Genomic DNA, 25,039 nt, shown 5'->3' with positions numbered 1-25,039 from the left:
GGGATTATGCCTCCTGTGCGGCCTCGTTGCCCAGCTTCTGCAGCAGCGCAACCTCGGCAGCGGGATCTTCGGACTTAAATACGGCAGAACCGGCCACGAGCACGTTGGCGCCGGCATTGACGACATCGGCGATGTTCTTGGAAGAGATGCCGCCGTCGACCTCGATGAGGGGCGAAACGCCGTGACGCTCGCACATGGCCTTGAGCTCGTGCAGTTTGGCAATGGTACCGGGAATAAAGCTCTGGCCGCCAAAGCCGGGGTTCACGCTCATGAGCAGCACCATGTCGACGACGTCGATGATGCTCTCGAGTACGCAGACGGGCGTGGCGGGGTTGAGCACCACGCCGGCTTTAACGCCGCGCTGCTGCAGGTGCGTGAGCGTGCGGTGCAGGTGCGTGGAGGCCTCGTAGTGCACGGTGATCATGTCGGCACCGGCGTCGGCGTACCAATCGACCGTCTCGTCGGGGTTCGACACCATGAGGTGCGCATCGACCGGCACGTTGGTAGAACGCTTGACAGCTTTGAGGATGTCAACGCCAAAGGTGAGGTTGCCGGTAAAGTGACCGTCCATAACGTCAAAGTGCACGTAGTCGGCACCGGCGATCTTGTCGAGCTCGCCCTTCAGGTTGGCCATGTCGGCCGAGAGGACGGATGGAGCGATTTTGATGGAACCCATGGTAGAAGCCTTTCTGCGCTAGTCGGTGAGTCCGTAGAACTCTTGAGAGGGGACGCGATCGGTAAGAATTTCGAGCGCCCTATCCAAGGTAACACCGTTGTAGAGCGTTTGCTCCACGGCAAAGGTAAGCGGAATGTCTACGCCCAGTGAACGGGCAAGTTCGCTGACGCTGCGGGCCGCGACGGCGCCCTCAACCACCATATGCGTACGCTCCTGATACTCGTCGAGTGACACGCCGTGGGCAAACTCGTAGCCAAAGGTGCGGTTGCGCGAATGCTCCGAGGTGCAGGTGGCGATGAGGTCGCCCATGCCGGCGAGCCCCATGCAGGTTATGGCCTGACCGCCGCGTGCGTGCGCCAGTCGGCTGATCTCGGCCAGGCCGCGCGTCATGATAAGGGCGAGCGTATTGTCGCCCGCACCGGTGCCGGCGGAGATGCCGCACACGATGGCGATGACATTTTTCATAGCGCCGCAGACCTCTACACCGGTCATGTCTTGCGACAGATAGATTCGGAAGGCAGTGGACAGGAGCAGGTCCTTAAAGGTCTCCCCCACCTGCTGGTCCTCGCTGGCGATGACGGCGGCCGAAAGCCCGCCGCGGCAGATTTCCTCAGCATGGTTGGGGCCCGAAAGCGCCGCGACACGCGCCTCGTTGTCGATCTCGCTGGCGATGACCTCGCTCATGAGTAGGCCAGACTCGGGCTCAATGCCCTTGGTGAGGCACAGAACCGGGGTATCGGCGGCGATAAAGGGCGCGGCCTGGTGGCACACGCTGCGAAGGTGCGTCGAAGGAACGGCAAAGATGATGGCCTCGGCGCCGTCGAGCGCCTGCGCCAGCTCCGTCGTGGCGACAACGTTTTTGGGCAGCTCGTAGCCCACCAGATACCGGGGGTTGCGGTGCTCGCCATTGATGCCGGCGGCCGTCTGCTCGCTGTGGGCCCACATGGTCACGCGCTCGGCTCGCGCGGCAGCAAGGCCGGCGACGGCGGTTCCCCAGGAGCCGGAGCCAATCAGCGCAACATTCATGACTCTCTCCTACTTATTGTCGGGCTCGGTGACGCGCTTGGTAAACGAGAGCTTGGACTCCTTACCGGCCATGAGCTTTTGGATATTCGAGCGATGGGCCCACACTACGGTGATGCCGATCATCGCCATGCAAAACTTGAGGCCCAGGCTGCTGTACGGAAAGACCGCGCAGGCAGCGATGGGAAGTCCGATGGCAGCGGCGAGCGAGCCCACCGACACATACTTGGTGATGGCGACGGCCACGATAAACATGCCTAGCAGCGACAGGCCAATGGGCCAGTACCAGGCAAGAATCACGCCCAGACCAACTGCGATACCCTTGCCGCCATGGAAGTTGAGGTAGGGCGAGAAGATATGGCCCCACACGGCTGCCAGGCAAATGACGCCGAGCATCCAGTCGCCAGGGGCACCGGGCGCCATAATGTTCGGCGGAAAGCCATAGCCCACGCTCGCGATGAGCGGACGCGCGATAAGGACGCAGATGGCGCCCTTAAGGCAGTCGAGCAGCAGGGTGAGCGCGGCCACCTTGGGACCGGCCACGCGCAGGGCGTTGGTGGTGCCGATGTTGCCGGAGCCCGCCTTACGGATGTCCGTGTGGTTGAACACGCGGCCCAGGATCAGGCCAAACGGAATCGCTCCGATAAAGAACGAGACCACGGCGCAGATGGCGGTCAGCAGAATCGGATTAAGCATCCTTTTGCTCCTTCTTCCTAAAGAAGAGTCGAATGGGCGTGCCGGCAAAGTCGAAGGTCGAGCGCATGCGGTTCTCTACATAGCGCTGGTAGGTGTCGTTGACCAGGTCGCTGTGGTTGACGAAATACGTGAACGTCGGCGGGTTGACGCCCGTCTGGGTCACGTAGTGCATACGCAGGCGGCGCTTGCCGTCCACCACGGTATGGCCGAACTCGCGCAGGTCGGTGAGGAACGTGTTGAGGCGCGAGGTGCTGATCTTCTGCGAGCGTGTCTTTTCGGCTGCGTCGACCATTGCCCAGATCTTCTCCACGCTGCGGCCGGTCAGGGCAGAGATGCGCAGGTACTGGGCCCAGGGAGCCATGACGCCTAGACGGCGGTCGACGGTCTCCATGCAGGCCTCGCGCTTGCGGTCGTCGTCGAGCAGGTCCCACTTGTTGAGCAGCACCACGATGGCGCAGCCGCGTTCGATGGCCAAGCCCATGACCTTCTGGTCCTGCTCGGTGACGCCCACGGAGGCGTCGACGACGAGCAGCGCCACGTCGGCGCGGTCGATGGCGCGCAGGCCACGGACCATGGAGTAGTACTCGATGTTTTCGTACACGGTGCTCTTCTTACGGATGCCCGCGGTATCGACCATGCGGTAGTGCCTGCCGTTGCGCTCGACGACCGTGTCGATGGCGTCGCGCGTGGTGCCGGCGATGTTCGAGACGATGGAGCGGTCGGCACCCAGGATACGGTTGAACAGCGAGGACTTACCGGCGTTGGGGCGGCCGATGATGGCCACGTTCAGCGCATCGGGGAACTCGTCGGCGACCTCGTCCTCTTCTTCCGGAAGCAGGGCCACGATATCGTCGAGCAGGTCGCCCGTGCCATGGCCATGCAGGGCCGAGAGCGGCGTGGGCTCGCCGATGCCGAGCGAATAGAACTCCCAGATGCTGTCGTTCTCGCGATCGGGGTTGTCGAGCTTGTTCACCAGCAGAAAGACCGGCTTGTCGCAGCGCTTGAGCATGCGGGCGACCGACTCGTCCTCCTCGGTGACACCGGTGCGGCCGTCGACCACAAACAGGATGACGGCGGCTTCCTCGGCGGCGGCGAGCGCCTGGTCGCGGATGGACGTTGCAAAGACATCGTCGCTCTTGAGCGGCTCGATACCGCCCGTGTCGACGATAGTGAACTCACGGCCGTTCCAATCGGCCGTGTGATACGAGCGGTCGCGCGTGACGCCGCGGGACTCGTGGACGATGGCGTCCGAGGTCTGGGCCAGGCGGTTAACGAGCGTGGACTTGCCCACGTTGGGGCGTCCGACGACGGCGACGATAGGTTTCATCTGCTCTCCTTTAATGGGTAGGGTCAGCGGAATTAGTAGAGTCGGCAGGCACAATGCCAAGGATGTGCTCCAGGGTATCGAGCAGCTCATGCGGCATGGTCGACACCACATGAACCTCGGCGCCGCGACTGGTAAGACTTGCGAGTAAATCGTCACGATGATACTCGTCAAGCGTCATGCCGTCAGCGTTGAACATGAGCTTAGGCACAAAGAGCATAACCCCCGAGAGGCCCTGTGGCAGCTGCTCCAAGATGTCGCAGGCGACAATAAGCCCGGTCACGTCCACGTTGCCGCCAAAGTAGCGGTTCTTGATAGCCGTGACAGAGCCGGCAAGGCCCTGCGGCGACTCCACAAAACGCGCGACCGTGTCGCGTGCGCTGGCGCCCGAGAGGCACAGCAGGCGCTGGTTGCGGGCGGTGACGGCCTCGCGGACGCGGGCCAGTCGCTCGGCATCGGTAGCCATCACGTCGTCGGTCTCGTCCAGATACGAGCGGATCATGCCGATGCCGTCGTAATACTGCGGGTAGCCGTCGTAGAAATCGGCCTCGGGCGGCTCGATGCCGGCGTCCAGATAGAACTCGTCGCTCATCTGGAAGGTGTGGCGACCAAAGCGCTCGAAGGCACGTTCCTGGAATGGCCGGATCATGTCGATGGTCTCGCGCGCCAGCTCGGGCTTGTCGCTGTATGACCAGCTAAAGCGGTTTTGGTGCTTGGTAAAACCGAGCGGCACAATGCCCAGGCTGGTGATCTGCTCATGTTCCTCGCAGTAGCGCAGGGTCTTCTGCAGCTCCTCGCCGTCGTTCATGCCAGGGCACAGCACGATCTGCGCGTGGATTTCGATGCCGGCGGCCATGATGGCCTCGAGCACGTCCATGCCGCGTTGGGCGTTTCGGCCCATCATGCGGCGGCGGATATCTGGGCTAACGGCATGGACCGACACGTTCATGGGGCTCATGTTGCGTTGGATGACGTTTTGAACATCTTCGTCGGAGAGGTTCGTGAGCGTGACAAAATTGCCCTGCAAAAAGCTCAGACGATAGTCGTCATCGCGAATATAAAGCGTGGAGCGGCCACCCTTGGGCAGCATGGTCATAAAGCAAAACACGCAGGCGTTGACGCAGGTACGCATGCCATCAAAGATGGGGCCATCGAACTCCAGGCCCCAGTCCTCGCCGGGAAAGCGGTCGAGCTCCACGGGCGTGACGGTGCCGTCGCGTGGATCGAATACCTCCAGCTCGACAGTGTCGTCGTCGGCCTCCCAGAGCCACACGATCATATCGGTCAGCTGCTCGCCGTTGACCGTGAGCACGCGCATGCCCGGCTCGATACCCACATCCCACGCGGGCGATTCGGGACGCACATTCTTTACGAGCGCGCCCTCACCCGGCTCGGGGTCGCGGCTGCGCCCGTAATCGGCCACCTCGGCGGTGTATGCGGGTACGGTCTGGTCCATGGTTAGCGGCAAAGCTCCTTGATGCGCGTGACGGCGCGTTCGATGTGTTCTTGCGGGGTGGAGGCTCCGGCGGTGATGCCGATGTGGTGAGCGTCGGTAAACCACGCGGCCTGGAGCTCGGAAGCTTCCTCGATGTGATACGTGCGCTCGCAGGCGTCCGCGCAAATCTGTGCCAGGCGGCGGGTGTTGCCCGAGTTCTTGCCGCCCACCACGACCATGCAGTCGCAGCGGTTGGCAAGCGTGGCTGCTGCCTGTTGACGCTCACTCGTGGCGGCGCAGATGGTGTTGATCACACGCAGTTCCTGCACGCGCGGCGTGATAGCGGCCACGACCTCGGCGAGGTTCTGCGCGGTCTGGGTGGTCTGTACGACGAGGCCTACCTTGCCCTTGAGCGGCAGGGCATCGGCGTCGGCGGCACAGCTCACGACCTGCGCATCATTGCCGGCGTGGCCCAGGATGCCCTCGACTTCGGGGTGGCCCGGCTCGCCCACGACTACCACGCGGTAGCCCTCGCGTACCAGGCGCTCGGCGGCCACATGGACCTTCTTCACGTAGGGGCACGTGGCGTCGACGACGTTAAGGCCACGCTCGCGAGCGGCATCGATGACCTGCGGCACCACGCCGTGGGCGCGGATGATCACGGTGTCCGATGTGGCGTCGTCCAAGGTGTCGGCCAGACCGACGCCTGCCTCGGCGAGCTCGCGCACCACGATCGGGTTATGGATGAGCGGTCCCAGCGTGTGGACCTGAACGCTCTCCCCTGCCTGCGGCGCGGCGGCTAGCGCCATATCGAGCGCACGCTGTACGCCATAGCAAGTGCCGGCGTGGGCTGCGATCTCGATAGTGGGCGCGTTGTCCTGGTCGGACGTAGTCGCGGCAGTGTTTGTCACGTTGTCGCTCATGGCTAGAACCTGCCCGGATGCTCAGCGCACAGCTCGTCGCGCATCTTATAGACACGGTTCATGGCTTCGGATTCAAACCAGGCCAAGCGCTCCGTACGCTTAAGCCCGGCCGGCGCGTCCGAAAGCGTGACGGCCTTGCCGGCACGAATCCAGCACTTCTTGGGACGCATGAGCTTTTTGCCCGCGGGCGTGATGTCGGACCAGCCACAGATGGCAAGTGGGTTGACGGGCGCCTTGCCCATCTGAGCGATGAGCGCAAAACCGCCATGGACCTCGGGCTTGATCTCGCGCGAGCGGATGCGCGTGCCCTCGGGGAAGATCAGGACGTCCTCGCCGCGCTGCAGCGCATGCTGGGCGGCGCGCAGGCACTTCATGTCGGCGGTGCCGCGCTCCACGGGAATGCCGCCCACGCGGCTAAAGGCCCAGCGTACGATCCCGGTCTTGGCGAATTCGGATTTAAAGATGGGACGCACGCGGCGGCCGCCAAAGTACAGCGCCGTCTCCACGGCCAAGAGCTCGGCCATCGAGGTGTGGTTGCAGATGACCACGCTGCCGCGTCCGTCCTGGCGCTCAAACAGCAGGTCAGCGTCCTCGACCTTCCAACGCCACATGAGCTTGGAGAAGGCCCACAGGATGGCCATGACCACGACGACGGTGCCGCGGATGAGCGCCGGGAACTCGGCATAGGGGGCGTTGTAATAATCCTCGGGCGTCTGCTTAAACAGGCGCATGGGCTACCTCCTTTGGTTGATGAGGTCCTCGATAATGCGGACGACCTCGTCGATGGTGTGGGCGGTGGAGTCGACGTGCACGGCGTCCTCGGCGGGCACGAGCGGGGCGACCTCGCGGCTGCTGTCAAGCTTGTCGCGCTGCTTAAGGGCGTCGAGGGTCTCGTCGACCTCGGCCTCGAGCTGCTCGGACGTGAGCGGCTGGGCGTCGTTTTGGTGACGCTGCAGCACGCGGCGGCGGGCGCGCTCACGCGGGTCGGCAGTCAGGAAGATCTTGACCTGGGCGTTGGGGAACACGACGGTGCCGATGTCGCGACCCTCGGCCACGATATCGCGGTCCTCGGCGGCACGGCGCTGATGGATGAGCATGGCGGCGCGCACGCCCGGATAGGCCGAGACCTTGGACACGTTGGCGTCGACCTGCGGGGTACGGATGGCGGCCGAAGCGTCCTGGCCGTCAATGGTTAGGCGCGTGTCCTCTCCGGTGCCGTTGGTAAAGCGGATCTCGATCTGCTCGGCGAGGGCTTCGATTGCCGCCTCGTCGTCCAGATCGACGCCGCGATCGAGCGCGGCGAAGGTGACGGCGCGATACATGGCGCCCGTGTCGAGCTTGTTAAAGCCCAGCTGACGGGCGATCTCCTTGGCGATGGTGGACTTGCCGGAACCGGCGGGGCCGTCGATGGCGACGATCATGCAATGCTTCCTTTCGATGGGTGACGTGCTGGTATGGTTCGCGGGCGATGGGGCGCGGCGGGTTGCCTAGCCCGCGTAGCGCTCGCGGTAGGTGTTGCGCTTGGGTGCGGAGCCGTGGCTGCCGTGGTGACGCGTGCGGCTGGCGGTGTTGGTCGCCGGCGCGGCACCGTGCTTGCCGACGGCCTGCTTAGGCGGGATGCCGCCGGACTTGAGGATCTGCACCTCGCAGTCGGTGAGCTCGCGCCACGAGCCCTTGGCCACGCCCTCGAGCTCAAGGCCGGCAAAGTTGCAGCGATGCAGACGGATTACCGGATGGTGGATCTTGCTTAGCATGCGCTTGACCTGATTTTTGCGGCCCTCGCGGATAATGACCTCCACGGCTGTGGTGCCGGGCTTCACACCTTGCGGTGCCACAGCCTCGGCTTCGCGCGCGTTGATGACGCGGCAGATCGCCGGCTGGCACAGGCCGTCGTCGAGCTCGATGCCACGGCGGAGCGGCGTGAGATCGCGGTCGGTCAGCGTCCCGTCAACGAGCGCCTGGTAGGTCTTGTAGACGTGCTTGCTGGGGTGCAGCAGGTCCTGCGACAGGTCGCCGTCGGTGGTAAAGAGCAAAAGGCCCGTGGTGTCGCGGTCCAGGCGGCCCACCGGGAAAAGTCCCGGAAAGCGGTCGCGGGGGACCAGGTCGGCCACGCAAGGGCGCTCCTGCGGATCGCTCATGGTGGTGAGGTAGCCGGTCGGCTTGTAGAGCATCAGGTACACGGCGCCCTGGTTGAGCTTGACGGGCATGCCGTCGACCTCGATATGGTCGCGGTCGACGTCGACCTTGGTGCCCAGTTCGGTCGCGACCTCGCCGTTGACGGTCACGCGGCCGGCGGTCATCAGGTCCTCCGAGCCACGGCGGCTCGCCACGCCCGCGCGCGCCAAAAAGCGCTGCAGGCGCATGGTGTGCGGATAGACGGGCTGGGCGTCGGACTCGTGCGTATCCGCGTTGGGCACCGCAGCGCCTGCGCGCGTCTCCCCTACTTCGTTAGTCCTCGTCATGCAAATCCTCCGAGGTCTCGTCGACGACCAGGGTCTCCAAGTCCTCGACTGCCTCAACATCTTCAACATCGGTATCGAGCAGTTCGCGCTCTTCGTCCAGGTCATCGGCCTGCTCCTCGAGCGTGGACTGAATGCTGCGGCCGCTCAGGCGCTCGCGGATAAACTGACGCGACTGCTCGTCGGGGGCAAACTGCTCAAGGTCGGGCAGGTCGCGGGTGGAGCGCAGACCGAACTTTTCCAAGAAGGCGTTGGTCGTGCCGTAGATGATGGCCTGACCGCGCTGGGGGTCGCGGCCGAGCTCACGCACCAGGCCCTTGTCGACGAGCGACGCGATGACGCCGTCGGAATTGACGCCGCGGATGCCCTTGACCACCTCGCGCGTCACAGGCTGGTGGTATGCGATGACGGCCAGGGTTTCGAGCGCTGCTTGCGACAGCTTTTGCGTGTCCCAGCTCAACACATAGGCCTCGACTACGTCGTGGTAGGCGGGGTGCGTAAACAGGCGCCAACCGCCGGCGACCTCGCGCAGCTGAAAGCCGCGGTTGGCCTCCTCATACTCTACCTTGAGCTCGGCCAACAGCGACACGCACTCGCCGGGGGCGATGTCCAGCGCGCCTGCCAGCGCGGGCGCGCTCACGGGGTCGCTCGAGACCAGCAGCAGCGCCTCGAGGGCGCCTTTGAGGCTGTTTGCCTCTAGCGTGGAAAGGGTTGACATGGTTGCCGCTCCTATTCGGTGAGCTCGGGGCCCTCGCCGGGCACGTATGCCTCGGCTCCCTCGACTCGGTTGATGCAGATGGTTCCGAAGATCTCGTCCTGGCTCAGCGTGAGCGAGCCGCGTTTGGCGAGCTCGAGCATGGCCAGGAAGGTAACGACGAGCTGCTCGGTGGTGGCGTCGCCGTCCAACAGCTCGCGGAAGGTGCAGGTTTGGTGCGCCATGGTAAAGCGGTCGACAGAGGCCACGGTCAGGTCGAGCGGCACGCGATGCGGCGCCACATGCTCGGCCTCCAGCAGGAAGGTCTGGCGCTTGCCGTCCAGGTCGGCACAGATGACGGCCAGGCCGCGCAGGGTGATGCCAGCCAGGTAGTCGGGCATGAGGCCCAAAAACTCCGGGTCGGGGCCGGCCACACGCGGGTGCATGCGGCTTTCGGCCTGCATGCGGGCACCGAGGGCCGCAGCCGCGCCCTTAAACTGCTTGTAGGCGATCAGGCGCTGGATCAGGACCTCGCGCAAGGCGTCGCCGTCGAGCGCGCTAAGTTCCTCGAGGTCTTCGTCGATCTCGTCATCGTCTTCGGCTTTGCGCGGGGCTTCCTGCGGCACCAGCGAGGCGGCCTTGATGTCCAAAAGGGTTGCCGCGACCAGCAAAAAGTCGCTCGCCACGTCCAGGTCCAGCGCCTCGATGCGCTCGGCCTCGGCAAGGTACTGCTCGGCCACCTCGCTGATGGAGATGGCGCCGATATCTACTTTTTGGCGGGTTACCAGCTGCAGCAGCAGGTCGAACGGTCCGCTGTAGACCTGCGTCGACACGCGATACGACATCTTCGACCTCCTTTGACGGCGCCTTCGCGGCGCGGTTTGGGTGCATGTTTCGACCGTTTTGCACGGTCGACCTGTAAGTTTACCTTAGATGCCGGCGATTGCGAAGTTGAGCAGCTGCTCAGCAAGCGGATACACGGTAACGTCGAAATAGCGGCCGATCACATCGATGCCGGTCCACATAGGCAGCAGGTACAGCACAATGATGAGGATAGGCATGGCGTATTGCTGCAGACGATAGTAGTTGGCGAGTGCCTTGCCCTTGAGGAAGGGCACGATGATCGACGATCCGTCGAGCGGCGGAATCGGGATGAGGTTGAAGAACGCGAGCGATAGGTTGACCACGATGAACGTGGCGCCAAAGTTCATGATCTGTGATGACACGGCAAAGGACATGCTGGTGTAGAGGTTGCCGTACGTTGCGTGCATGAGGGCGGCCGCGAGGCACGCGAGGGCGATGTTCGACGCAGGGCCGGCCACGCTCACCAGGACCTCGTCGCGCTTGGGGTGCTTAAGGTTGTTGAGGTAGACGGGCACCGGCTTGGCAAAGGCGAACACCGGGCCACCGGCCGCGAGCATAAGCAGCGGCAGCAGGATGGTACCGAACGGGTCGATGTGGTTGAGTGGGTTGAGCGAGACACGGCCACGCGAGCGGGCCGTCTTGTCGCCGAGCGCCCAGGCAGCGGCGGCGTGTGCGCTCTCGTGGATGACGATGCCAACGATGACGGCGACGGCGCTGGCGAGTAGGTTCATGAGGTAGCTGCTGGACATGGCGCTCCCCTAGCGGACGCGGCGCGAGGCACGCGTGAGCAGGTAGTCGGCCACAAACAGGATGACGGCCACGATGGCGTAATCCAGGCGGAACACGCCGCCAAAAGGCGATGTGATGACGCCGTAGCCGGCGATGGCGCTCGGCAGCGCGCGTGAAAGCTCAACGACAAAGCCCACGATCTGCAGCTTGGCGGTGAGGCCGCTAAAGCACAGCAGCACGGTCATCGCGCTCATAAAGATGCCGCAGATGCGACAGGCGATGGCGATGATGCTTATCGCCACGGCAGCGGCCTTACGAGAGTTCACGCGCGGTCTCCTCTTCGATCTGGGTGGAAAGCTCCAGCCATTCGTCCTCGAGCTTGGGTAGCTCTTGCTTAAGGCCGTTATATTCCCCTAGCGCGGCGTTGAACTTGTCTTGATCGGCATAAAGCTCTTCGCTGGCCATCAATTCCATAAGCTCGTCATAGCGGGCGCGCTTTTTGTCGAGCTCCGTCTCGATCTTCTTGAGCTGGTTGCGCACGCCCTTGAGCTTTTTGTTCAGCGCGGCACGGGCCTGGGCCTCGGCACGTTTTTGCTCCTTGGTCTTTTTGCCCTCGGCCGGCTTGGGAGCCGCGGCGGAGCTGCTGGCCTGGGCGGCGTTGGCGGGCTTGGCACTCTTGGCTGCTGCCGGCGCGCTCTCCCCTGCTGCCTCGGCAGCGGCGCGGGCCGCAAGGTCCTCGCGCTTGTAGAGGTAGTAGTCGTAGTCGCCGTCGTAGACCGTGACCTTGCCGTCGCGGATGTCGATGACGCGGTTGGCCACGGCGCGTACCAGGTGCTCGTCGTGGCTGATCAGCACGATGGTGCCGGGGAAGTTTTGCAGGGCGTTCTCGAGCATATCCACCGAGTCGATGTCCAAGTGGTTGGTGGGCTCGTCCAGGCACAGGAGCGCCTCGGGGGCCACAAGCATCTTTGCCAGGGCCAGACGTGCCTTTTCACCGCCGGAGAGGACACGTACCTGCTTTTCGATTGCGTCGTTGTCGCTAAACAGGAAGGCACCCAGCAGGCTGCGCTGCTGCGGCACGGTCCACTTGGGCGTGACGGTGTCGATCTCTTGCAGGACGGTGTTGGACTCGGTCATGCCCTCGAGCGCGTGCTGGGCATAGTAGGCGACGCCGACGTTGGTGCCCAGATCGCGGGTGCCAGTGGTGGGCGGCTCCAGGCCGGCGAGGATCTTCATGAGCGTGGACTTGCCGGCGCCGTTGGGGCCGACGAGCGCCACGTGCTCGCCGCGGTAGAGCTTGAGGTCGATATCGCTGTAGATGTGCTTGTCGCCGTAGGATTTGGATACACCATCCAGGCCCACGACCATGTCGCCCGAGCGCGGCGGGTCGGGGAATTTAAAGTCGATGTGCTTGTGGCCCTCGGGTAGGATGACGAGCTCCTTTTTGATCTGCTCGATTTTGCGGATGCGCTCCTGCGCCTGGGCGGCCTTGGTGGGCTTGTAGCGGAACTTGTCGACGAAGACCTGCATGTGGGCGATGTCACGCTCCTGGGCGGCGCGCTTGGCGCGCATCTGCTCCAGGTTGTCCTCGCGCTGCTTGAGGTAGCTGCTGTAATTGCCGGTATAGGTGGTCACGCGGCGGTTCTCGAGCGCGGCGACGTGGTCGACGCAGGCGTCCATAAAGGCTCGGTCGTGGCTGACGATGAGCACGGCGCCGTCGTAGTTGGCGATAAAGCCGCGCAGCCACTGGACGCTTTCGAGGTCCAAGTGGTTGGTGGGCTCGTCCAGAAGCAGCAGGTCTGGGTGGCGCAGGAAGAGCTTGGCAAGCGCGATGCGCATCTGCCAGCCGCCCGAGAACTCGGAGCACGGGCGCTCAAAGTCGGTGACCTTAAAGCCCAGGCCGGACAGAATCTTGCGGGCGTTGCTTTCGAGCTCGTAGCCGCCCAGGTGCTCAAAGCGGTCCTGGACCTGGCCGTACTCATTAAGGAGTGCGTCGACGTCCTTGCCTTGCTCGGAGAGCTCGGTGATCTGGGCCTGCAGCTCGTTGGCGCGCTCGCCCATGCGACGGATTTCTTTAGCGGCGCCCATGACCTCGGCGAGGATGGTGGTGTCCTTGTACTCCAGGTTTGTTTCCTGCTCTAGGTAGCCCACCTGGCAGTCCTTGGCGTACTGGACCTGGCCGGCGTCGGGGCTGTCGATTCCCATGATGATCTTGAGCAGGGTTGTTTTGCCGGCGCCGTTTGGGCCCACGAGCGCGAAGCGCTCGCCGGGGTTGATCTGGAAGGATGCGCCGCTAAAGAGGACGCGCGCGCCGAAGCTTTTTTCGATCTTGTCGACCAGGAGGATCATGGTGCCGCCTTTGACCTTGTGTGCCTATATGAAAAAAGGCCCCAACTTGCGTTGGAGCCTCATTCAATGCTCGGGTGGAGACGAGGGGGATCGAACCCCTGACCTCTTGACTGCCAGTCAAGCGCTCTCCCAGCTGAGCTACGCCCCCGTGCGAAGAAGTACTATACGGGAACTCCCCCGCCGATGCAAGGACAATTTTGGAAAATTTCTCAGTCGCGGCGCGTGCCCGCCATCCGCCCAACGCCCGTCTTGCCGGCGCCAGGCCCATTACCGGGGCCGACCGCGCCCCCGCCCACCCGGCGATCTCAAAACCATGCCGGTTTACGGGGCCGGGCCGGAACCCCCGAGCACGCCGCAATCGGTAAAATCAAAACCGCAGGTAGACGACTTGCGCATTCCGTGAAATGCAGGGTATGGACGGCCGGTCCGGGTCCAGCCCCGTAATCCGGCATGGTTTTGAAATGGTTCTTGTTAACCAGCATAATCTATTACGTGGATTTGAACTGCAAACGTTTATCAAAGCAATTTGGCAGGCATATGGAGTGGGAACTATAGAAAAAGAAGCCGGGTTATTTGCCCGGCCTCTTGATTCTCTGGTGGGCCCTCCGGGATTCGAACCCAGAACCCAGGGATTATGAGTCCCCTGCGCTAACCGTTGCGCCAAGAGCCCTTGTGATTGGTGGTTGAAAAAGCAATGGATGACTTCCATGCAGAGAAGCGTTGCACCACGACGTGAAATACTACCATGCACACGGCGCCCGTTCAACGCACGATCTTGTCTACCAGGAGGATCATGGTGCCGCCTTTGACCTTGTGTGCCTATATGAAAAAAGGCCCCAACTTGCGTTGGAGCCTCATTCAATGCTCGGGTGGAGACGAGGGGGATCGAACCCCTGACCTCTTGACTGCCAGTCAAGCGCTCTCCCAGCTGAGCTACGCCCCCGTGCGAAGAAGTACTATACGGGAACTCCCCCGCCGATGCAAGGACAATTTTGGAAAATTTCTCAGTCGCGGCGCGTGCCCGCCATCCGCCCAACGCCCGTCTTGCCGGCGCCAGGCCCATTACCGGGGCCGACCGCGCCCCCGCCCACCCGGCGATCTCAAAACCATGCCGGTTTACGGGGCCGGGCCGGAACCCCCGAGCACGCCGCAATCGGTAAAATCAAAACCGCAGGTAGACGACTTGCGCATTCCGTGAAATGCAGGGTATGGACGGCCGGTCCGGGTCCAGCCCCGTAATCCGGCATGGTTTTGAAATGGTTCTTGTTAACCAGCATAATCTATTACGTGGATTTGAACTGCAAACGTTTATCAAAGCAATTTGGCAGGCATATGGAGTGGGAACTATAGAAAAAGAAGCCGGGTTATTTGCCCGGCCTCTTGATTCTCTGGTGGGCCCTCCGGGATTCGAACCCAGAACCCAGGGATTATGAGTCCCCTGCGCTAACCGTTGCGCCAAGAGCCCTTGTGATTGGTGGTTGAAAAAGCAATGGATGACTTCCATGCAGAGAAGCGTTGCACCACGACGTGAAATACTACCATGCACACGGCGCCCGTTCAACGCACGATCTTGTCTACCAGGAGGATCATGGTGCCGCCTTTGACCTTGTGTGCCTATATGAAAAAAGGCCCCAACTTGCGTTGGAGCCTCATTCAATGCTCGGGTGGAGACGAGGGGAATCGAACCCCTGACCTCTTGACTGCCAGTCAAGCGCTCTCCCAGCTGAGCTACGCCCCCGTGCGAAGAAGTACTATACGGGAACTCCCCCGCCGATGCAAGGGCAATTTTGGAAAATTTCTCAGTCGCGGCGCGTGCCGCCATCCGCCCAACGGCCGTCTTGCCGGCGCCAGGCCCATTACCGGGGCCAATCGCGCTCCCGCCGACCCGGCGATTTCAAAACCATGCCGGTTTACGGGGCCAGGCCGGGAACCCCCGAGCATGCCGTAATCGGTAAAATCAAAACCGCAGGTAGACGACTTGCGCATTCCGTGAAATGCAGGGCATGGACGGCCGGCCCGGGTCCAGCCCCGTAATCCGGCATAGTTTTGAAATGACATTAATTCACTAACAGGCAAACTAGGTAGTTCTAGCGCCTTGTCGCCGGCTAATTTCCGATTTCCAACCAGTTGCACAAAACATTTGCTCGCAGTCTCGTCTCGGCGCACTTCATTGCCTCAGTTTTGGCTTTATAGCGAATCCCTAAACGGTCGCAGACACTTCTGACGATGGTGTCTAGCTGCTTTGAATCGTTGAGCATATCGTGAGTCACCAGGAATACATCGAATCCCATGCTCTGCAACGCAGTCATGCGTTCTGCATCGTGGTCAAGTATTGCACCTGAGCCATGAATGACTTCGCCTTGGATTTCGATAATTGCCCCTTTCATAAGAATCGGATTTACGATCACGATATCGCCGTAGCAGACCTTTTGACCTGCAATGCTTTGGGCTGCCACGGATAGAGGGGTTAAATCGTTGAGGTACACGTATCTGAATCCTGAACCACCTAGACATCGAGAACGGCTTAGAAGCAGGACCCCCGCGACCTCGAGCGGAGACGCAGCAATGCCGATAACCTGCTGAGCGGCATCATAAAACTGCTTTCCCCACATTTGACTTTTGACCTTGTCGGCGAAACGATGCAGGTCGCTCAGTTCGATGAGCGGCTTTCTCATCCAGAGAGAAGTCCCTTTGAGTTTCGTAACCTCTCTTCCATCTTCACGCTTGCTCGTTTGGCTATCATTAACTGGGTCCTTAACGGTTGCGCGGGCATAAACTCGTTTCCAAGGAACCTCGTCTTCGCCCTCTCCAAGTTCGAACAAATCCTGCGTGCTGGAATTGCGATTCTCCTCTACCGCCATTTTTAGCTGCATTTCGGCAGCGGGAGCCGGCTCGAAAACAGAAAACCAGCCGCAAAGTTCGAACATGGCCAGCACGAGATCTATTTGGGACACAAAGCGTGTCATAGTAAATAACGTGTTAAGTGGATTGGTGACACTAAAGCCTAAATGAGTGTCGATTGTTGTGCCGGCATCCGATGCCCCTTCCCAGCGAATAGTAGAGCGCAATCCCGAGTGGTGATTACAACAACCTAGCGAAGCAACGGCGATGATCGGGGTCTTGAGGACGTCGGTTACGAAAGGGGCTTGGGATAGAGCTCGCCAGCCATCTTCGGAGCTAGGTAAGCGCGGGTAGAGGTCGCGCACCTGCGGTGGGCAGCGCCAATAGCGGAATGCAGTGTTTGCGCAGACGATTTCGTCCATTTGCGCCTCCCCTGGTTACGGCCTCGGGCCGTGCGGATTGCGGGCATGGCCGATTATCTACTGGGGCATCATGCGGGTAAGTACGGGAAGCTGACCAAACGCTGACCAAAAGCTTGACGCAATCCGTTGAAAAGCCGCCATAGGCATGAACGCGCTGGTACAAGCTGTGAGCCAGCGGTCTCTGTCTCCACAATTGCACATAGATTACGCAGGGAATTCAATGAATGAACGCAGACGCATTTTGCAAAACGCGCAATGACGACACCTAAGGTGTACTGCGTATCATATAACGCCTTAGGTAACTTCGTTTCGATTTTGGTGTCAAAAAGAAAAGGCCAGAGGTTTAACACCTCTGACCTGCGCTTTTGATGGTGGGCGATACAAGATTCGAACTTGTGACCCCATCCGTGTGAAGGATATGCTCTACCCCTGAGCCAATCGCCCGTCGCCTTTCGGCAAAAGAGATACTAACATAGCCGCGCGTGGTTTACCAAGAACTTTTTGCCCTCGATTTTAAATTCGTGGGTGCTAGCCAAGCCAAAACAACCAAAGCAATCGGAAAACCGCAGCTAAACCACCCTTTATCGCTTAATCCATGAGGTCTCGGGGCGGCAGATAAGTCGCGCGTTGTTGTAGGCCATGTCGAGCGTGAGGCAGGTGCGCGCGGCGTAAAAGCCGTCCTCGCGCTGGATGGTTAGCGCCAGCTCGGGCTTGTCGCCGGTCAGGCACAGCGGCAAGAGCAGCTGGATCCGGCCGCCATAGAACTGCGGTACCGCGAGCGTGTAGTTGGCTGCTGCGCGACGGGCAGCCTCGACGACGGCGCCCTCAAAGGCGCGGCGCAGCAGCAGCGAGTTGCCCTCCCCCATCAGGCTGGCAGGAATGCGCGTCAGGTTCTCCTCGTCGCCCAGAATGTGGTCGATGTTGGAACGGATGGGCAGGCGGTAATCAAAGACTAGCTCGGAGGGGTCCTCGGCAAAGCGCACGCGGCACGGCAGGTACTCAAACGAGACCAGCATGGGGTCGCTTTCCTTAAAGAAACCCTTCAAAAACCAGCGCTGGCGCGCGTCGGGTTTGGTGTTGGGCTCAAACAGGCCGTAGATGGTCTCGTAACGGCGCGTGTACAGGCCGGTGTTGAATAGGCAGCGGTCGTCGTCAAACACCAACGGCAGGTTGGACGGCGCGGTCTGGTCCGCGTCGCGCTCGGTCAGGAACACCGCGCGGCTAAACGAAAACGACAGGTAGTTTTTGAGGATGCGGTTGCTGGGGCCCCAGTCCTCGGGGTCGGCGAGGTCGACCAGGCGGTCGTAGCAGGGCTCGGGGCAAAACGCGAAGTCGTACACACTGCTGCACAGGGTGCTGGGGATTTCCATGTGGTGTCCAATCCATTCAATAACCGGCGTGCGGATGCTTTGATTCTATACGGGCGACGGGTCGTCCATGCCCGCAACGCAACCGAGGCGCAGCTCTTCGGCGAGCCCACTGGTCGTACGGTTTCCGGATACGAGGTCCTGGATCCAGGCGTAGTACTGGTTGTTTTTGGGGTCGGGGCTGTCGGATAGCACGACCGGAGTGCCGGCGAACCTTAGGACGGATAACGCAAAGACAAGGCTGGTGCGTTTGTTACCGTCCTCAAAGATGTGATCCTTGACCATGTGCTCTGCCACGTAGGTGACCTGGTCAAAGATGTCTGCGAAGCGATTGGCCGGCGATTGGCCGAATAACGTACAGAATGCACCCGCAAGCACGGACTCGACGCATCCAAGCTCAAGCGCGGCCCGGCCATCTGTGGCGTCGGTCGAATAGCAGCGCCCGACCGTCATCAGCGTCCTGTGTAGGCACATCACAGCCGCGGCAATAGCTTCGAGCGAACCGGCATCATCAAGCACGAGCGGCGCGAACGGATGAGCGCCCCGCTGCGTAGCCGCCATCATGAGTTCTCCAAGAGCCTGAGCGCGTTGGGTATGTCCGCAATGGTCAGCCGAATAGCTTCGTCGATTGACGTGACGCCGTCGAGCAAAATCGGTGATGCTGAATTTGCCACGTGCGCAGTTGAATGATCTTCTTGAGCAACGCAATCAGCGCCGTCATCTTGTTGAACATAGCTCCAAGGCATGTCTGACTCCTCTATAGGTTTACAGACGAAATAGCCCGCGAGTCGTACTCCAGGGCGATCGGTTGCCAGACGAGGTCTTCTATGGCGCAGCTTAAGGTGTTTGCGAGCGCCAATGCCGAGGAGACTGAGGCGCGGCGTAGGTCGAGCTGGTTCTGCTCGTAGAGTTGTATGGCGCGAAGTTTAACCCCCGATTGGGCGGCGAGCTGTTTTTGCGTTAGGCCGGCCGCCTTTCGTGCCGCTTTGAGGCCCTTTTTGTCTGCCTGGGCGTTGTTCCATTTTACAATGACAATCTGGGCGAATTTGTCTTCGGAGGCCTCGTGAAGCGGATGGTACGAACCGATGATCCAATCGAGCGGGGCGACTTCAAGAAGGTCGCTAAAACACAAGCTGCACATCCATTGCGCATAGGCCAAAACCCAGCCCGCCCAATACTGAGGCGAACGGTCGGACGGATAGGTCTCCCTGCATTCGACGGGGCTTAGTCCCGCATGGGCGATAATATCGCGCGCGAGCTCGTCGCCCGACATGCCGCAGACGACGCGAGGCATACCGCGCTCAAACTGTTTCATCTCAAGAGCGTTCGACAGGATCGCCGTCAACTCGGCTGGGGTCATCCCTTGGTCACAGAGAGCAAAATCGACCGCCTCTCCCAGCGTTCTCATGGCATCCTCGAGATACATCTCACTGTAGGCGTGGGTCATCGTCCGTCATCCCCTCTCGAATGATATCGACGATACGAATTCCCTCAAACGGATTTTCGGCAAGTAGCTCCCGATACTGCGCCCTTGCCGCTACATCTCGCTCCTTGGCCAATGGACCATACAGAGCTTGTGGCGCACGTTCAAATCCAGCAAAACGAATGCTCTTAAACGCGCGCTCACTTTTAAGCACAATCTGCTCTCCCAAGTTGCCAAGCCTCATAGATCGACCAAGCTGATCGATGGTAATCGTATTGTTCACAAAAGCTCTGGCATAGCTAAAGTACGAGTTGTCCGCACGCCATCCCCTTATTACGTCGCAAACGCTAGTGTCAGGTAGAAAATGATCGTGGAGATATTTGCACGCCCCCGCGGCAATGGCGGTATCTTTGCGAAAAGAACGATGCTCAACGAGCAACGCTATCCAATGCAGGACGCAATATTGCGGCGATAGCAAGTCGAGAATATTGAGATCTGCTATATCGAGTTCATAGCGATTCGCAAAGCCATCGGCATCACGCGAGCACGCCCATTCCCTTGCAAGGTCGAGGCTCTCTGTGCAATAGAATCCCTGTCCATAGTCGTTATGGACTTTCCCCAGGCCAAGCTGGGGAGTCTCAATGATTATCTGAGAACCATGCCACAGTTCCACATGAGTCTCCTTACAGGTATCGCCCTAGCGATAGTTTAGCACACTATCGCTAGGGCGATACCTGTATTCAAAGAGCAAGGGGGTGCATGAAACCGAGTTTGAGTTCAATACTGGCTTCCAAGACTCTCCGAGTCCGGAAGTATGCGGCATAATTCTGACTTGTTGCCCACACTGGAGCGCACCAACGCCTCTACCCGCAGTTTCTTTGCGAGAATAGGGCAGTGTGCTCGGCTGGTTCTGATTTTCCCCACACTTCCGGAAATCGGGAGCATCAGCAGCGGCGTGCAGCTTTGAGAGCTGCTGTTCCCAGCACGAACAGCAATGCGGACACGGCAATCCAATGGCGTCGACGGTCTTGGGAAGTGATGAGGAAGTCGCGGTTGCAGTCTTGGGGTTTGAGGTCTTGGCGACCGTGGTCACCGCCGTCGTGCTTGTCGTCTTTGTCGCGATTGCGGGCTTCACCGTGGGGTGCGTCACCTGTTCCGTAGCGGCCCCTCTATTAGCAGGGTCAACATCGGCAGTGGACCCGTCATCCCCCGGCGCCTCGCCGCCAGATGTATCGGTCTCCCCTGTCGGGACGGTGGCGCCCTCGGGCTCTACAACAACGTGCGTCGCCGTCATTGAGCCTGCGTCTACCATGCTGTCGGCCCCAAAGGCCCTGTCCAGTAAAACGACATTCAAGCCATGGCAGTAAATGGGATGTGACCGCGTCGATCTAGCATTGGTTTTAAGAGTTGCTTAGGTGCAGTGCGTTGTGAATAAAATTAATTTAATCGATTTAAACCCATTATTAAATGCGTTAAATAACGTAAACCTATTTGACGAAAAAATCGTCAAATACTATTCTGCTGATAACTACCAGGTTAATGTGAGGTAGCTGATCACCTAGGAGACGGCATGCTTATCAGATTTTCATTTAAGAACTTTAGGTCTGTAGGCGAAGACCCGATAACACTGGACATGGTCTCGACCTCTAAAATCCAGCGCTTTAAAGATCATATTTGCGCAACTTCGCATAACGCGCGCATTTTAAGGAATGCCGTTATCTATGGAGGTAACGCTTCCGGTAAGAGTACGATTTTTACCGCGCTTCTCTTTATGAGGCATGTTGTTTTAAATGGCGCGCTTCCTCAGGGGGCGCAGGTTGAGTATTGCAAGTGTGGCGCTGGCCTTAAAGATCAGGACTCGGTTTTCGATATTCAGCTCTATATAAATGGACGCGCGTTCGATTATGGGTTCAGCTGCAACTTAACTCAACTAAAAGTTATTTCAGAATGGCTTTACGAGCTCGGTGACAAGCCTGAGAAATTATTTGAGAGAACCGGTTCGGATTCCGTTGATTGCCAGGGTCTCGAGCAAAACTCATCCGAAGTTGACCAAACGAGGCTTGGTGTATATCGCGATGATTTCCTCCATCGTGCACGCGAAGGCATGGGATCGGAGCTCTTTTTGTCGGCGCTGGCAAATGGCAGAAATTATTTAGACGGCTCTGCTTTAGCGTCATTGGCAGATGTCTATTCTTGGTTCAACTCCAATTTCTCGCCCATCGGTGCGGGTCAAAGCCCTATGTCTTCTGAGTTTTATGGACACGGTGCCAATTTGGATAAGGTCGCCGAGGTGCTGGCCTCCTTTGATACGGGCATCAATAGCCTTCACAAGCAAGAAATTGGGATGGATGAGCTCGAAAAGTATATTCCTGCTGAAGCCCTGCTTTCCATTAAGCGTATCGTCAGTGAAAATATCCCTTCTGGCCCTCAGACAGAGTCGACTGTTACGTTTCGCAGCGACGACGTGTTTCTAAGCATTGAAAGCAAGGGTGTGTCCGAGCCGCACGCCACGGTGCTTAAACTACGCCATGAGGGCTCTGTTCTCGACTTCGATTTTGGAGAAGAGTCGGACGGAACCAAGCGATTGTTCGATTTTATGGACATCTTATTTACTAAGAGCAAAGACAAGCTGTTCCTGATTGATGAGCTTAATCGCAGCTTTCACCCCATGCTTACCCAGCAGCTTGTCTCGCTGTTTAACCGTGTCCACGCGCAGGACGACTGCCAGCTGGTATTCACAACTCATGAAAATGCAATCATGAGTTTTGAATATTTTAGGCGTGATGAAATCTGGTTTGTCGAGCGTAACGGTCAGGGTCATTCGGTCCTGTTCCCACTCGATAAGTTTGCAGACAACAGAGCAAGATCCGATGCCCGTGTTAATAAGCAATATCTAGAGGGTCGTTATGGTGGCATACCGGTTTTATCAACAGGAAGAGCACTCAGTGCGCTAGGAGTGATTGGGGAATCCGATGCCTCCGCTTAACTCTCTTGACACCTGGTCTAGCAGAAATGAATGGAAAGTCGAAAAGCCAAAATCCAAGTGTTTTCTTATCGGCGAAGGAGCAAATACGGAATACTGGTACTTTGACTCTCTTGCAACGCGACTAGCCAAAGAAGGAAAGCCGGAACTAATCGAGCTAAAGCCTGTTGAAAGAACTGAGCGTGAGAAAAACCAGTCCTCACCCAGAAAATTATTGGAGCACGCTGTTGCCGTTATCAACGGTCAGGCTAATGGGGGCGAGTTCATAAAAGATACTGATCGCGTTGTAGTTGTTTTCGACGTTGACGTCTTTAAGGACGACCCTGATGGATATGCGACGTTGCTAGCCGACTTTCGAGCTGCACGGATTGAGGTGGCCGTGACATATCCGAGTTTTGAGCTTTACTTGATGTTGCATAAGCGTGGTGCCCTCGAGGCCACTATTTTGCCGCATAGACAGGAGATAGAAGAAAATGGTCACGCTCCAGGCAGTCGGCGTCGGTTTATTGAAAAGCTTGCTAGTGATGAACTTGGAATGAATCCGAAAACCAACCATCACATTGGCGACCTTGCTGCAAATTTCGAAATAGCACTAGTCGCCGAGACAAAGCTCAATCAGAACCCCGATCTTGCCGTTGGGCGCTTGACCTCTAATGTCGCAAAGACTATTAAGGGCGTAATTGAAGATGGGGCCATCGATTTGTAAGGCGATGCAAAAGGCTTGGTTGCAGGGCCAATCGATTTGGTTGCAGGGCCAATCGAATACGTTCATGGACGAAGTCGCCAACACTATTTTTCGCCAACCTGCCGGGGATAACGCATGTGAGGCTAGCGAGAGCTTTCACTGGTAACAACTTGGGCAACGAGGTCCGTGCAGGCCCCGGTGCCCAAGCGTGATATTGAGGGTTCTGATTCGCCGTATTTTAGTAGAGAACAAATGGGTTAACGCCCGAGTCCACAACATATTTTGAGTACAGGCAAATTAGCATCGATGCGCTGCACTGAGAAGTGCCATCCCTAGCAGGAAAAGTACCGGGGATATTGCGATCCAATGGCTGTCGGCGGTCTTGGGAAGTGATGAGGAAGTCGCGGTTGCGGACTTGGTGTTTGAGGCCTTGGCGACCGCGGTCTTGGTCACCGCCGTCGTGGTTGTCGTCTTTGTCGCGACTGCGGGTTTCACCGCAGGATCCGTCGCAGGTCCCGTACCGGGTTGCCCCGCGGCAGGGTCGGCGCCACCAGAAGGCTCGCCCGTGCCATCCCCCGGCACCTCGCCGCCTGGTGTAACGGTCTCCCCCGCCGGTGCGGTGGCGCCAGCGGGCTCAATCACCACGTGCGCCGCCACGGACCCGTCGGCATCCACCACGCCGCCTGCACCAAAGGCCCCGCCCGCAGGTGCCACAAAGCGTGCGGATGCAAGCGACCCGCCCAGGCAGGCGACGCCGCCGTCGGTGCCCGACGCATCCAGCCAGGACGCATCGACGGCAAGCTGCCCGGCCGCGCCGCCGCCAGCAGCCCCGCCCAGCAGACACACACCATAGGCGCGCACGCACGCCCCGGAGCCCGAGCCCGCGGCGACAACGCGCCCACCGCCGCGAACGGCAAGACCGTCCGCGATCACGCCGGCCACCCGCGCGTCCGGGATGCCGGCGCCGTCGGCCCGCGCGTCAACCTTGCAGCCGTCCACCGCGAGCGTCCCCGACACGTAGATCCCGCACTGCGAGCCCGTGGCCGCCAGCGACCCGGTGCCGCGGAGCGTCAGATCGCCCCACACCTCCATGCCGCACCGCGAGATGTCCACGTCGGGCGCGCTCGTCTCGACAACAGTGTTCTGCCCGGTCAGCGTCACCAACAGGTCGCCGTCGGCGCCGATGGCCTCGCCCGTGTAGCCGTTAAGCTCCAGGTGGTCGGTATCGGTCCAGGCGGTAGTGTCGAGAAAGTTGGTGTAGCGCCCGATCCGAAGCGAGTCGGCCCGGCGTCCTGGAACCTGGAATACGGTTGATATCCTATGCCGCCTCGACCCTGTCCGCAAGCTCGAGGCCGGACTCGAGCATCTTCCTGGCCTCCGCCTCAAGCCGCGCCCACTCGACGGGACCGTCGATCCCCCGGGTGCGACCGTCATCGTAGAGCTCGTTCATCCTCGCCTCCGAGAAGTACCTGGACTCCTGCCATATCTCGTCCTGCTCGCACATGACCGCGCCCGCGAGCCGCACCAGCGAGCCCGTGGACGGGAACACCTGCACGACGCGCGACCTGCGCTTTATCTCCCGGTTGGTCCTCTCCTGCACGTTGTTGGTGCGCAGGCGCTTCCAGTGGGCCGGCGGGAAGTCGAGGTAGGCCAGCGCGTCGGGCTCGGCCTCCTCCAGCACGGCCGCCGCCCTGGGGCAGCACCCCGCCAGCATGTCGCACGCCGCGTGGTACATGGCCGTCACGGTGGCGGCGTCGCGCCCGCGGAACACCTGCGACACGATCCTGCCCACGCGGCGCCTGAGCTGCCAGGAGCCGGCCTCGCGCATGCAGTCGCGCATGAGGTGGACCGCGCAGCGCTGCCACGCGGCGCCCTGGAAGACCTCGCCGAGCGCCCGGACGAGCCCCGGGTGGGCGTCCGAGACGACGAGCCGCACGCCCGCCGCCCCGCGCGAGCGGATAGCCCGCAGGAAGGCGAGCCACGAGTCGTAAGACTCGGTGTCAACCACGTCGACGCCCAGGACGCGCCTCCAGCCGCCCGCATCGCAGCCGATGGCGGTGACCACGGCGGTGGAGGCGACGCGCCCCTCGCGGCGGCATGACCTGTGTCAAGATTTCGGACACGGAATTGAGAGGAATCATGCTGC

General features: G+C 60.3%; 22 protein-coding genes, 6 tRNA genes and 1 pseudogene. 2 read left to right on the top strand and 27 right to left on the bottom strand.

Annotated elements, in window-relative coordinates; all coding sequences use genetic code 11:
* Window positions 1-4: 4 nt before the first annotated feature.
* From rpe to DW029_RS10160, 25 genes are all read right to left on the bottom strand, one after another.
* Window positions 5-676, bottom strand: coding sequence for a ribulose-phosphate 3-epimerase (rpe, locus tag DW029_RS10285; RefSeq protein WP_118346031.1), 672 nt, complete (start codon window positions 674-676; stop codon window positions 5-7).
* Between the two features lie 18 nt (window positions 677-694).
* Window positions 695-1,702 carry an NAD(P)H-dependent glycerol-3-phosphate dehydrogenase gene (locus tag DW029_RS10280; protein WP_117735212.1) on the bottom strand — a complete coding sequence of 336 codons (1,008 nt, stop codon included), beginning with the start codon at window positions 1,700-1,702 and terminating at the stop codon, window positions 695-697.
* A gap of 9 nt (window positions 1,703-1,711) precedes the next feature.
* A complete protein-coding gene (gene plsY / locus DW029_RS10275) occupies window positions 1,712-2,395 on the bottom strand; it encodes a glycerol-3-phosphate 1-O-acyltransferase PlsY (protein ID WP_118346030.1) in 684 nt (227 codons plus the stop codon).
* Window positions 2,388-3,722: a ribosome biogenesis GTPase Der gene (gene der / locus DW029_RS10270; protein ID WP_117762979.1), complete on the bottom strand. Its 1,335-nt coding sequence runs from the start codon at window positions 3,720-3,722 to the stop codon at window positions 2,388-2,390. Before der ends, plsY begins: the two co-directional genes overlap by 8 nt.
* 10 nt (window positions 3,723-3,732) lie before the next feature.
* Window positions 3,733-5,175 carry a DUF512 domain-containing protein gene (locus tag DW029_RS10265; RefSeq protein ID WP_117762978.1) on the bottom strand — a complete coding sequence of 481 codons (1,443 nt, stop codon included), beginning with the start codon at window positions 5,173-5,175 and terminating at the stop codon, window positions 3,733-3,735.
* A gap of 2 nt (window positions 5,176-5,177) precedes the next feature.
* Window positions 5,178-6,077 (bottom strand): 4-hydroxy-3-methylbut-2-enyl diphosphate reductase, encoded by a 900-nt coding sequence (locus tag DW029_RS10260; RefSeq protein ID WP_118346029.1) that lies wholly within the window; start codon window positions 6,075-6,077, stop codon window positions 5,178-5,180.
* A gap of 2 nt (window positions 6,078-6,079) precedes the next feature.
* Entirely contained in the window at window positions 6,080-6,808 is a 729-nt protein-coding gene (locus DW029_RS10255; RefSeq protein ID WP_118346028.1) for a lysophospholipid acyltransferase family protein, read from the bottom strand.
* Window positions 6,809-6,811: 3 nt separating this feature from the next.
* Complete coding sequence (cmk, locus tag DW029_RS10250; protein ID WP_118346027.1) at window positions 6,812-7,498, bottom strand: (d)CMP kinase; 687 nt, start codon at window positions 7,496-7,498, stop codon at window positions 6,812-6,814.
* Window positions 7,499-7,564: 66 nt separating this feature from the next.
* Window positions 7,565-8,539, bottom strand: coding sequence for a pseudouridine synthase (locus DW029_RS10245; protein ID WP_118346026.1), 975 nt, complete (start codon window positions 8,537-8,539; stop codon window positions 7,565-7,567).
* Window positions 8,526-9,254 (bottom strand): SMC-Scp complex subunit ScpB, encoded by a 729-nt coding sequence (gene scpB, locus DW029_RS10240; RefSeq protein ID WP_118346025.1) that lies wholly within the window; start codon window positions 9,252-9,254, stop codon window positions 8,526-8,528. The genes DW029_RS10245 and scpB overlap by 14 nt, the downstream gene beginning before the upstream one ends.
* A gap of 11 nt (window positions 9,255-9,265) precedes the next feature.
* Window positions 9,266-10,075, bottom strand: coding sequence for a ScpA family protein (locus tag DW029_RS10235; protein WP_118346024.1), 810 nt, complete (start codon window positions 10,073-10,075; stop codon window positions 9,266-9,268).
* Between the two features lie 84 nt (window positions 10,076-10,159).
* Window positions 10,160-10,843 (bottom strand): site-2 protease family protein, encoded by a 684-nt coding sequence (locus tag DW029_RS10230; protein ID WP_118346023.1) that lies wholly within the window; start codon window positions 10,841-10,843, stop codon window positions 10,160-10,162.
* A 9-nt stretch (window positions 10,844-10,852) separates the two neighbouring features.
* Window positions 10,853-11,149, bottom strand: a complete 297-nt coding sequence (locus tag DW029_RS10225; RefSeq protein ID WP_233543871.1) for a hypothetical protein — start codon at window positions 11,147-11,149, stop codon at window positions 10,853-10,855.
* Window positions 11,136-13,172 carry an ABC-F family ATP-binding cassette domain-containing protein gene (locus tag DW029_RS10220; protein ID WP_118346022.1) on the bottom strand — a complete coding sequence of 679 codons (2,037 nt, stop codon included), beginning with the start codon at window positions 13,170-13,172 and terminating at the stop codon, window positions 11,136-11,138. Before DW029_RS10220 ends, DW029_RS10225 begins: the two co-directional genes overlap by 14 nt.
* A gap of 75 nt (window positions 13,173-13,247) precedes the next feature.
* Window positions 13,248-13,320 (bottom strand) — tRNA-Ala (locus DW029_RS10215).
* A gap of 446 nt (window positions 13,321-13,766) precedes the next feature.
* A tRNA-Ile gene (locus DW029_RS10210) sits at window positions 13,767-13,842 on the bottom strand.
* Between the two features lie 200 nt (window positions 13,843-14,042).
* Window positions 14,043-14,115, bottom strand: a tRNA-Ala gene (locus DW029_RS10205).
* A gap of 446 nt (window positions 14,116-14,561) precedes the next feature.
* Window positions 14,562-14,637, bottom strand: a tRNA-Ile gene (locus DW029_RS10200).
* A 200-nt stretch (window positions 14,638-14,837) separates the two neighbouring features.
* Window positions 14,838-14,910: transfer RNA gene (locus DW029_RS10195), tRNA-Ala, on the bottom strand.
* Between the two features lie 367 nt (window positions 14,911-15,277).
* Entirely contained in the window at window positions 15,278-16,435 is a 1,158-nt protein-coding gene (locus DW029_RS10190; RefSeq protein ID WP_118346021.1) for a hypothetical protein, read from the bottom strand.
* A 369-nt stretch (window positions 16,436-16,804) separates the two neighbouring features.
* Window positions 16,805-16,879 (bottom strand) — tRNA-Val (locus DW029_RS10185).
* 137 nt (window positions 16,880-17,016) lie between these two features.
* Window positions 17,017-17,805: a DUF3825 domain-containing protein gene (locus DW029_RS10180; RefSeq protein ID WP_118346020.1), complete on the bottom strand. Its 789-nt coding sequence runs from the start codon at window positions 17,803-17,805 to the stop codon at window positions 17,017-17,019.
* Window positions 17,806-17,850: 45 nt separating this feature from the next.
* Window positions 17,851-18,366, bottom strand: a complete 516-nt coding sequence (locus tag DW029_RS10175; RefSeq protein WP_118346019.1) for a Fic family protein — start codon at window positions 18,364-18,366, stop codon at window positions 17,851-17,853.
* Between the two features lie 193 nt (window positions 18,367-18,559).
* Window positions 18,560-19,249 carry a helix-turn-helix domain-containing protein gene (locus tag DW029_RS10165; protein ID WP_118346017.1) on the bottom strand — a complete coding sequence of 230 codons (690 nt, stop codon included), beginning with the start codon at window positions 19,247-19,249 and terminating at the stop codon, window positions 18,560-18,562.
* Window positions 19,230-19,898 carry a DUF3990 domain-containing protein gene (locus DW029_RS10160; protein ID WP_118346016.1) on the bottom strand — a complete coding sequence of 223 codons (669 nt, stop codon included), beginning with the start codon at window positions 19,896-19,898 and terminating at the stop codon, window positions 19,230-19,232. The genes DW029_RS10165 and DW029_RS10160 overlap by 20 nt, the downstream gene beginning before the upstream one ends.
* Window positions 19,899-20,795: 897 nt before the next feature.
* Between DW029_RS10160 and DW029_RS10155 the strand changes: the two genes are divergently transcribed.
* Window positions 20,796-22,211, top strand: coding sequence for an ATP/GTP-binding protein (locus tag DW029_RS10155; protein WP_118346015.1), 1,416 nt, complete (start codon window positions 20,796-20,798; stop codon window positions 22,209-22,211).
* Window positions 22,198-22,914 (top strand): RloB domain-containing protein, encoded by a 717-nt coding sequence (locus DW029_RS10150; RefSeq protein ID WP_118346014.1) that lies wholly within the window; start codon window positions 22,198-22,200, stop codon window positions 22,912-22,914. Before DW029_RS10155 ends, DW029_RS10150 begins: the two co-directional genes overlap by 14 nt.
* Before the next feature lie 276 nt (window positions 22,915-23,190).
* Here DW029_RS10150 and DW029_RS10145 read toward each other — a convergent pair whose 3' ends face one another.
* Entirely contained in the window at window positions 23,191-24,237 is a 1,047-nt protein-coding gene (locus tag DW029_RS10145; RefSeq protein WP_118346013.1) for a hypothetical protein, read from the bottom strand.
* Window positions 24,212-24,979, bottom strand: a pseudogene (locus DW029_RS10140) (transposase); the annotation flags it as partial. The gene DW029_RS10145 and the pseudogene DW029_RS10140, both read right to left, overlap by 26 nt.
* Window positions 24,980-25,039 lie beyond the last annotated feature (60 nt).

Origin of the sequence: Collinsella sp. AF38-3AC (genome assembly GCF_003474365.1) — a bacterium.
GTDB lineage: Bacteria > Actinomycetota > Coriobacteriia > Coriobacteriales > Coriobacteriaceae > Collinsella.
This window is presented reverse-complemented; position numbering and strand designations above follow the sequence as displayed.

What these genes read in the sequence shown, in the direction of transcription:
- rpe (WP_118346031.1), bottom strand. Translation starts at nt 676, where the DNA reads ATGGGTTCCATCAAAATCGCTCCATCCGTCCTCTCGGCCGACATGGCC.
- DW029_RS10280 (WP_117735212.1), bottom strand. Translation starts at nt 1,702, where the DNA reads ATGAATGTTGCGCTGATTGGCTCCGGCTCCTGGGGAACCGCCGTCGCC.
- plsY (WP_118346030.1), bottom strand. Translation starts at nt 2,395, where the DNA reads ATGCTTAATCCGATTCTGCTGACCGCCATCTGCGCCGTGGTCTCGTTC.
- der (WP_117762979.1), bottom strand. Translation starts at nt 3,722, where the DNA reads ATGAAACCTATCGTCGCCGTCGTCGGACGCCCCAACGTGGGCAAGTCC.
- DW029_RS10265 (WP_117762978.1), bottom strand. Translation starts at nt 5,175, where the DNA reads ATGGACCAGACCGTACCCGCATACACCGCCGAGGTGGCCGATTACGGG.
- DW029_RS10260 (WP_118346029.1), bottom strand. Translation starts at nt 6,077, where the DNA reads ATGAGCGACAACGTGACAAACACTGCCGCGACTACGTCCGACCAGGAC.
- DW029_RS10255 (WP_118346028.1), bottom strand. Translation starts at nt 6,808, where the DNA reads ATGCGCCTGTTTAAGCAGACGCCCGAGGATTATTACAACGCCCCCTAT.
- cmk (WP_118346027.1), bottom strand. Translation starts at nt 7,498, where the DNA reads ATGATCGTCGCCATCGACGGCCCCGCCGGTTCCGGCAAGTCCACCATC.
- DW029_RS10245 (WP_118346026.1), bottom strand. Translation starts at nt 8,539, where the DNA reads ATGACGAGGACTAACGAAGTAGGGGAGACGCGCGCAGGCGCTGCGGTG.
- scpB (WP_118346025.1), bottom strand. Translation starts at nt 9,254, where the DNA reads ATGTCAACCCTTTCCACGCTAGAGGCAAACAGCCTCAAAGGCGCCCTC.
- DW029_RS10235 (WP_118346024.1), bottom strand. Translation starts at nt 10,075, where the DNA reads ATGTCGTATCGCGTGTCGACGCAGGTCTACAGCGGACCGTTCGACCTG.
- DW029_RS10230 (WP_118346023.1), bottom strand. Translation starts at nt 10,843, where the DNA reads ATGTCCAGCAGCTACCTCATGAACCTACTCGCCAGCGCCGTCGCCGTC.
- DW029_RS10220 (WP_118346022.1), bottom strand. Translation starts at nt 13,172, where the DNA reads ATGATCCTCCTGGTCGACAAGATCGAAAAAAGCTTCGGCGCGCGCGTC.
- DW029_RS10190 (WP_118346021.1), bottom strand. Translation starts at nt 16,435, where the DNA reads ATGGACGAAATCGTCTGCGCAAACACTGCATTCCGCTATTGGCGCTGC.
- DW029_RS10180 (WP_118346020.1), bottom strand. Translation starts at nt 17,805, where the DNA reads ATGGAAATCCCCAGCACCCTGTGCAGCAGTGTGTACGACTTCGCGTTT.
- DW029_RS10175 (WP_118346019.1), bottom strand. Translation starts at nt 18,366, where the DNA reads ATGATGGCGGCTACGCAGCGGGGCGCTCATCCGTTCGCGCCGCTCGTG.
- DW029_RS10165 (WP_118346017.1), bottom strand. Translation starts at nt 19,249, where the DNA reads ATGACCCACGCCTACAGTGAGATGTATCTCGAGGATGCCATGAGAACG.
- DW029_RS10155 (WP_118346015.1), top strand. Translation starts at nt 20,796, where the DNA reads ATGCTTATCAGATTTTCATTTAAGAACTTTAGGTCTGTAGGCGAAGAC.
- DW029_RS10150 (WP_118346014.1), top strand. Translation starts at nt 22,198, where the DNA reads ATGCCTCCGCTTAACTCTCTTGACACCTGGTCTAGCAGAAATGAATGG.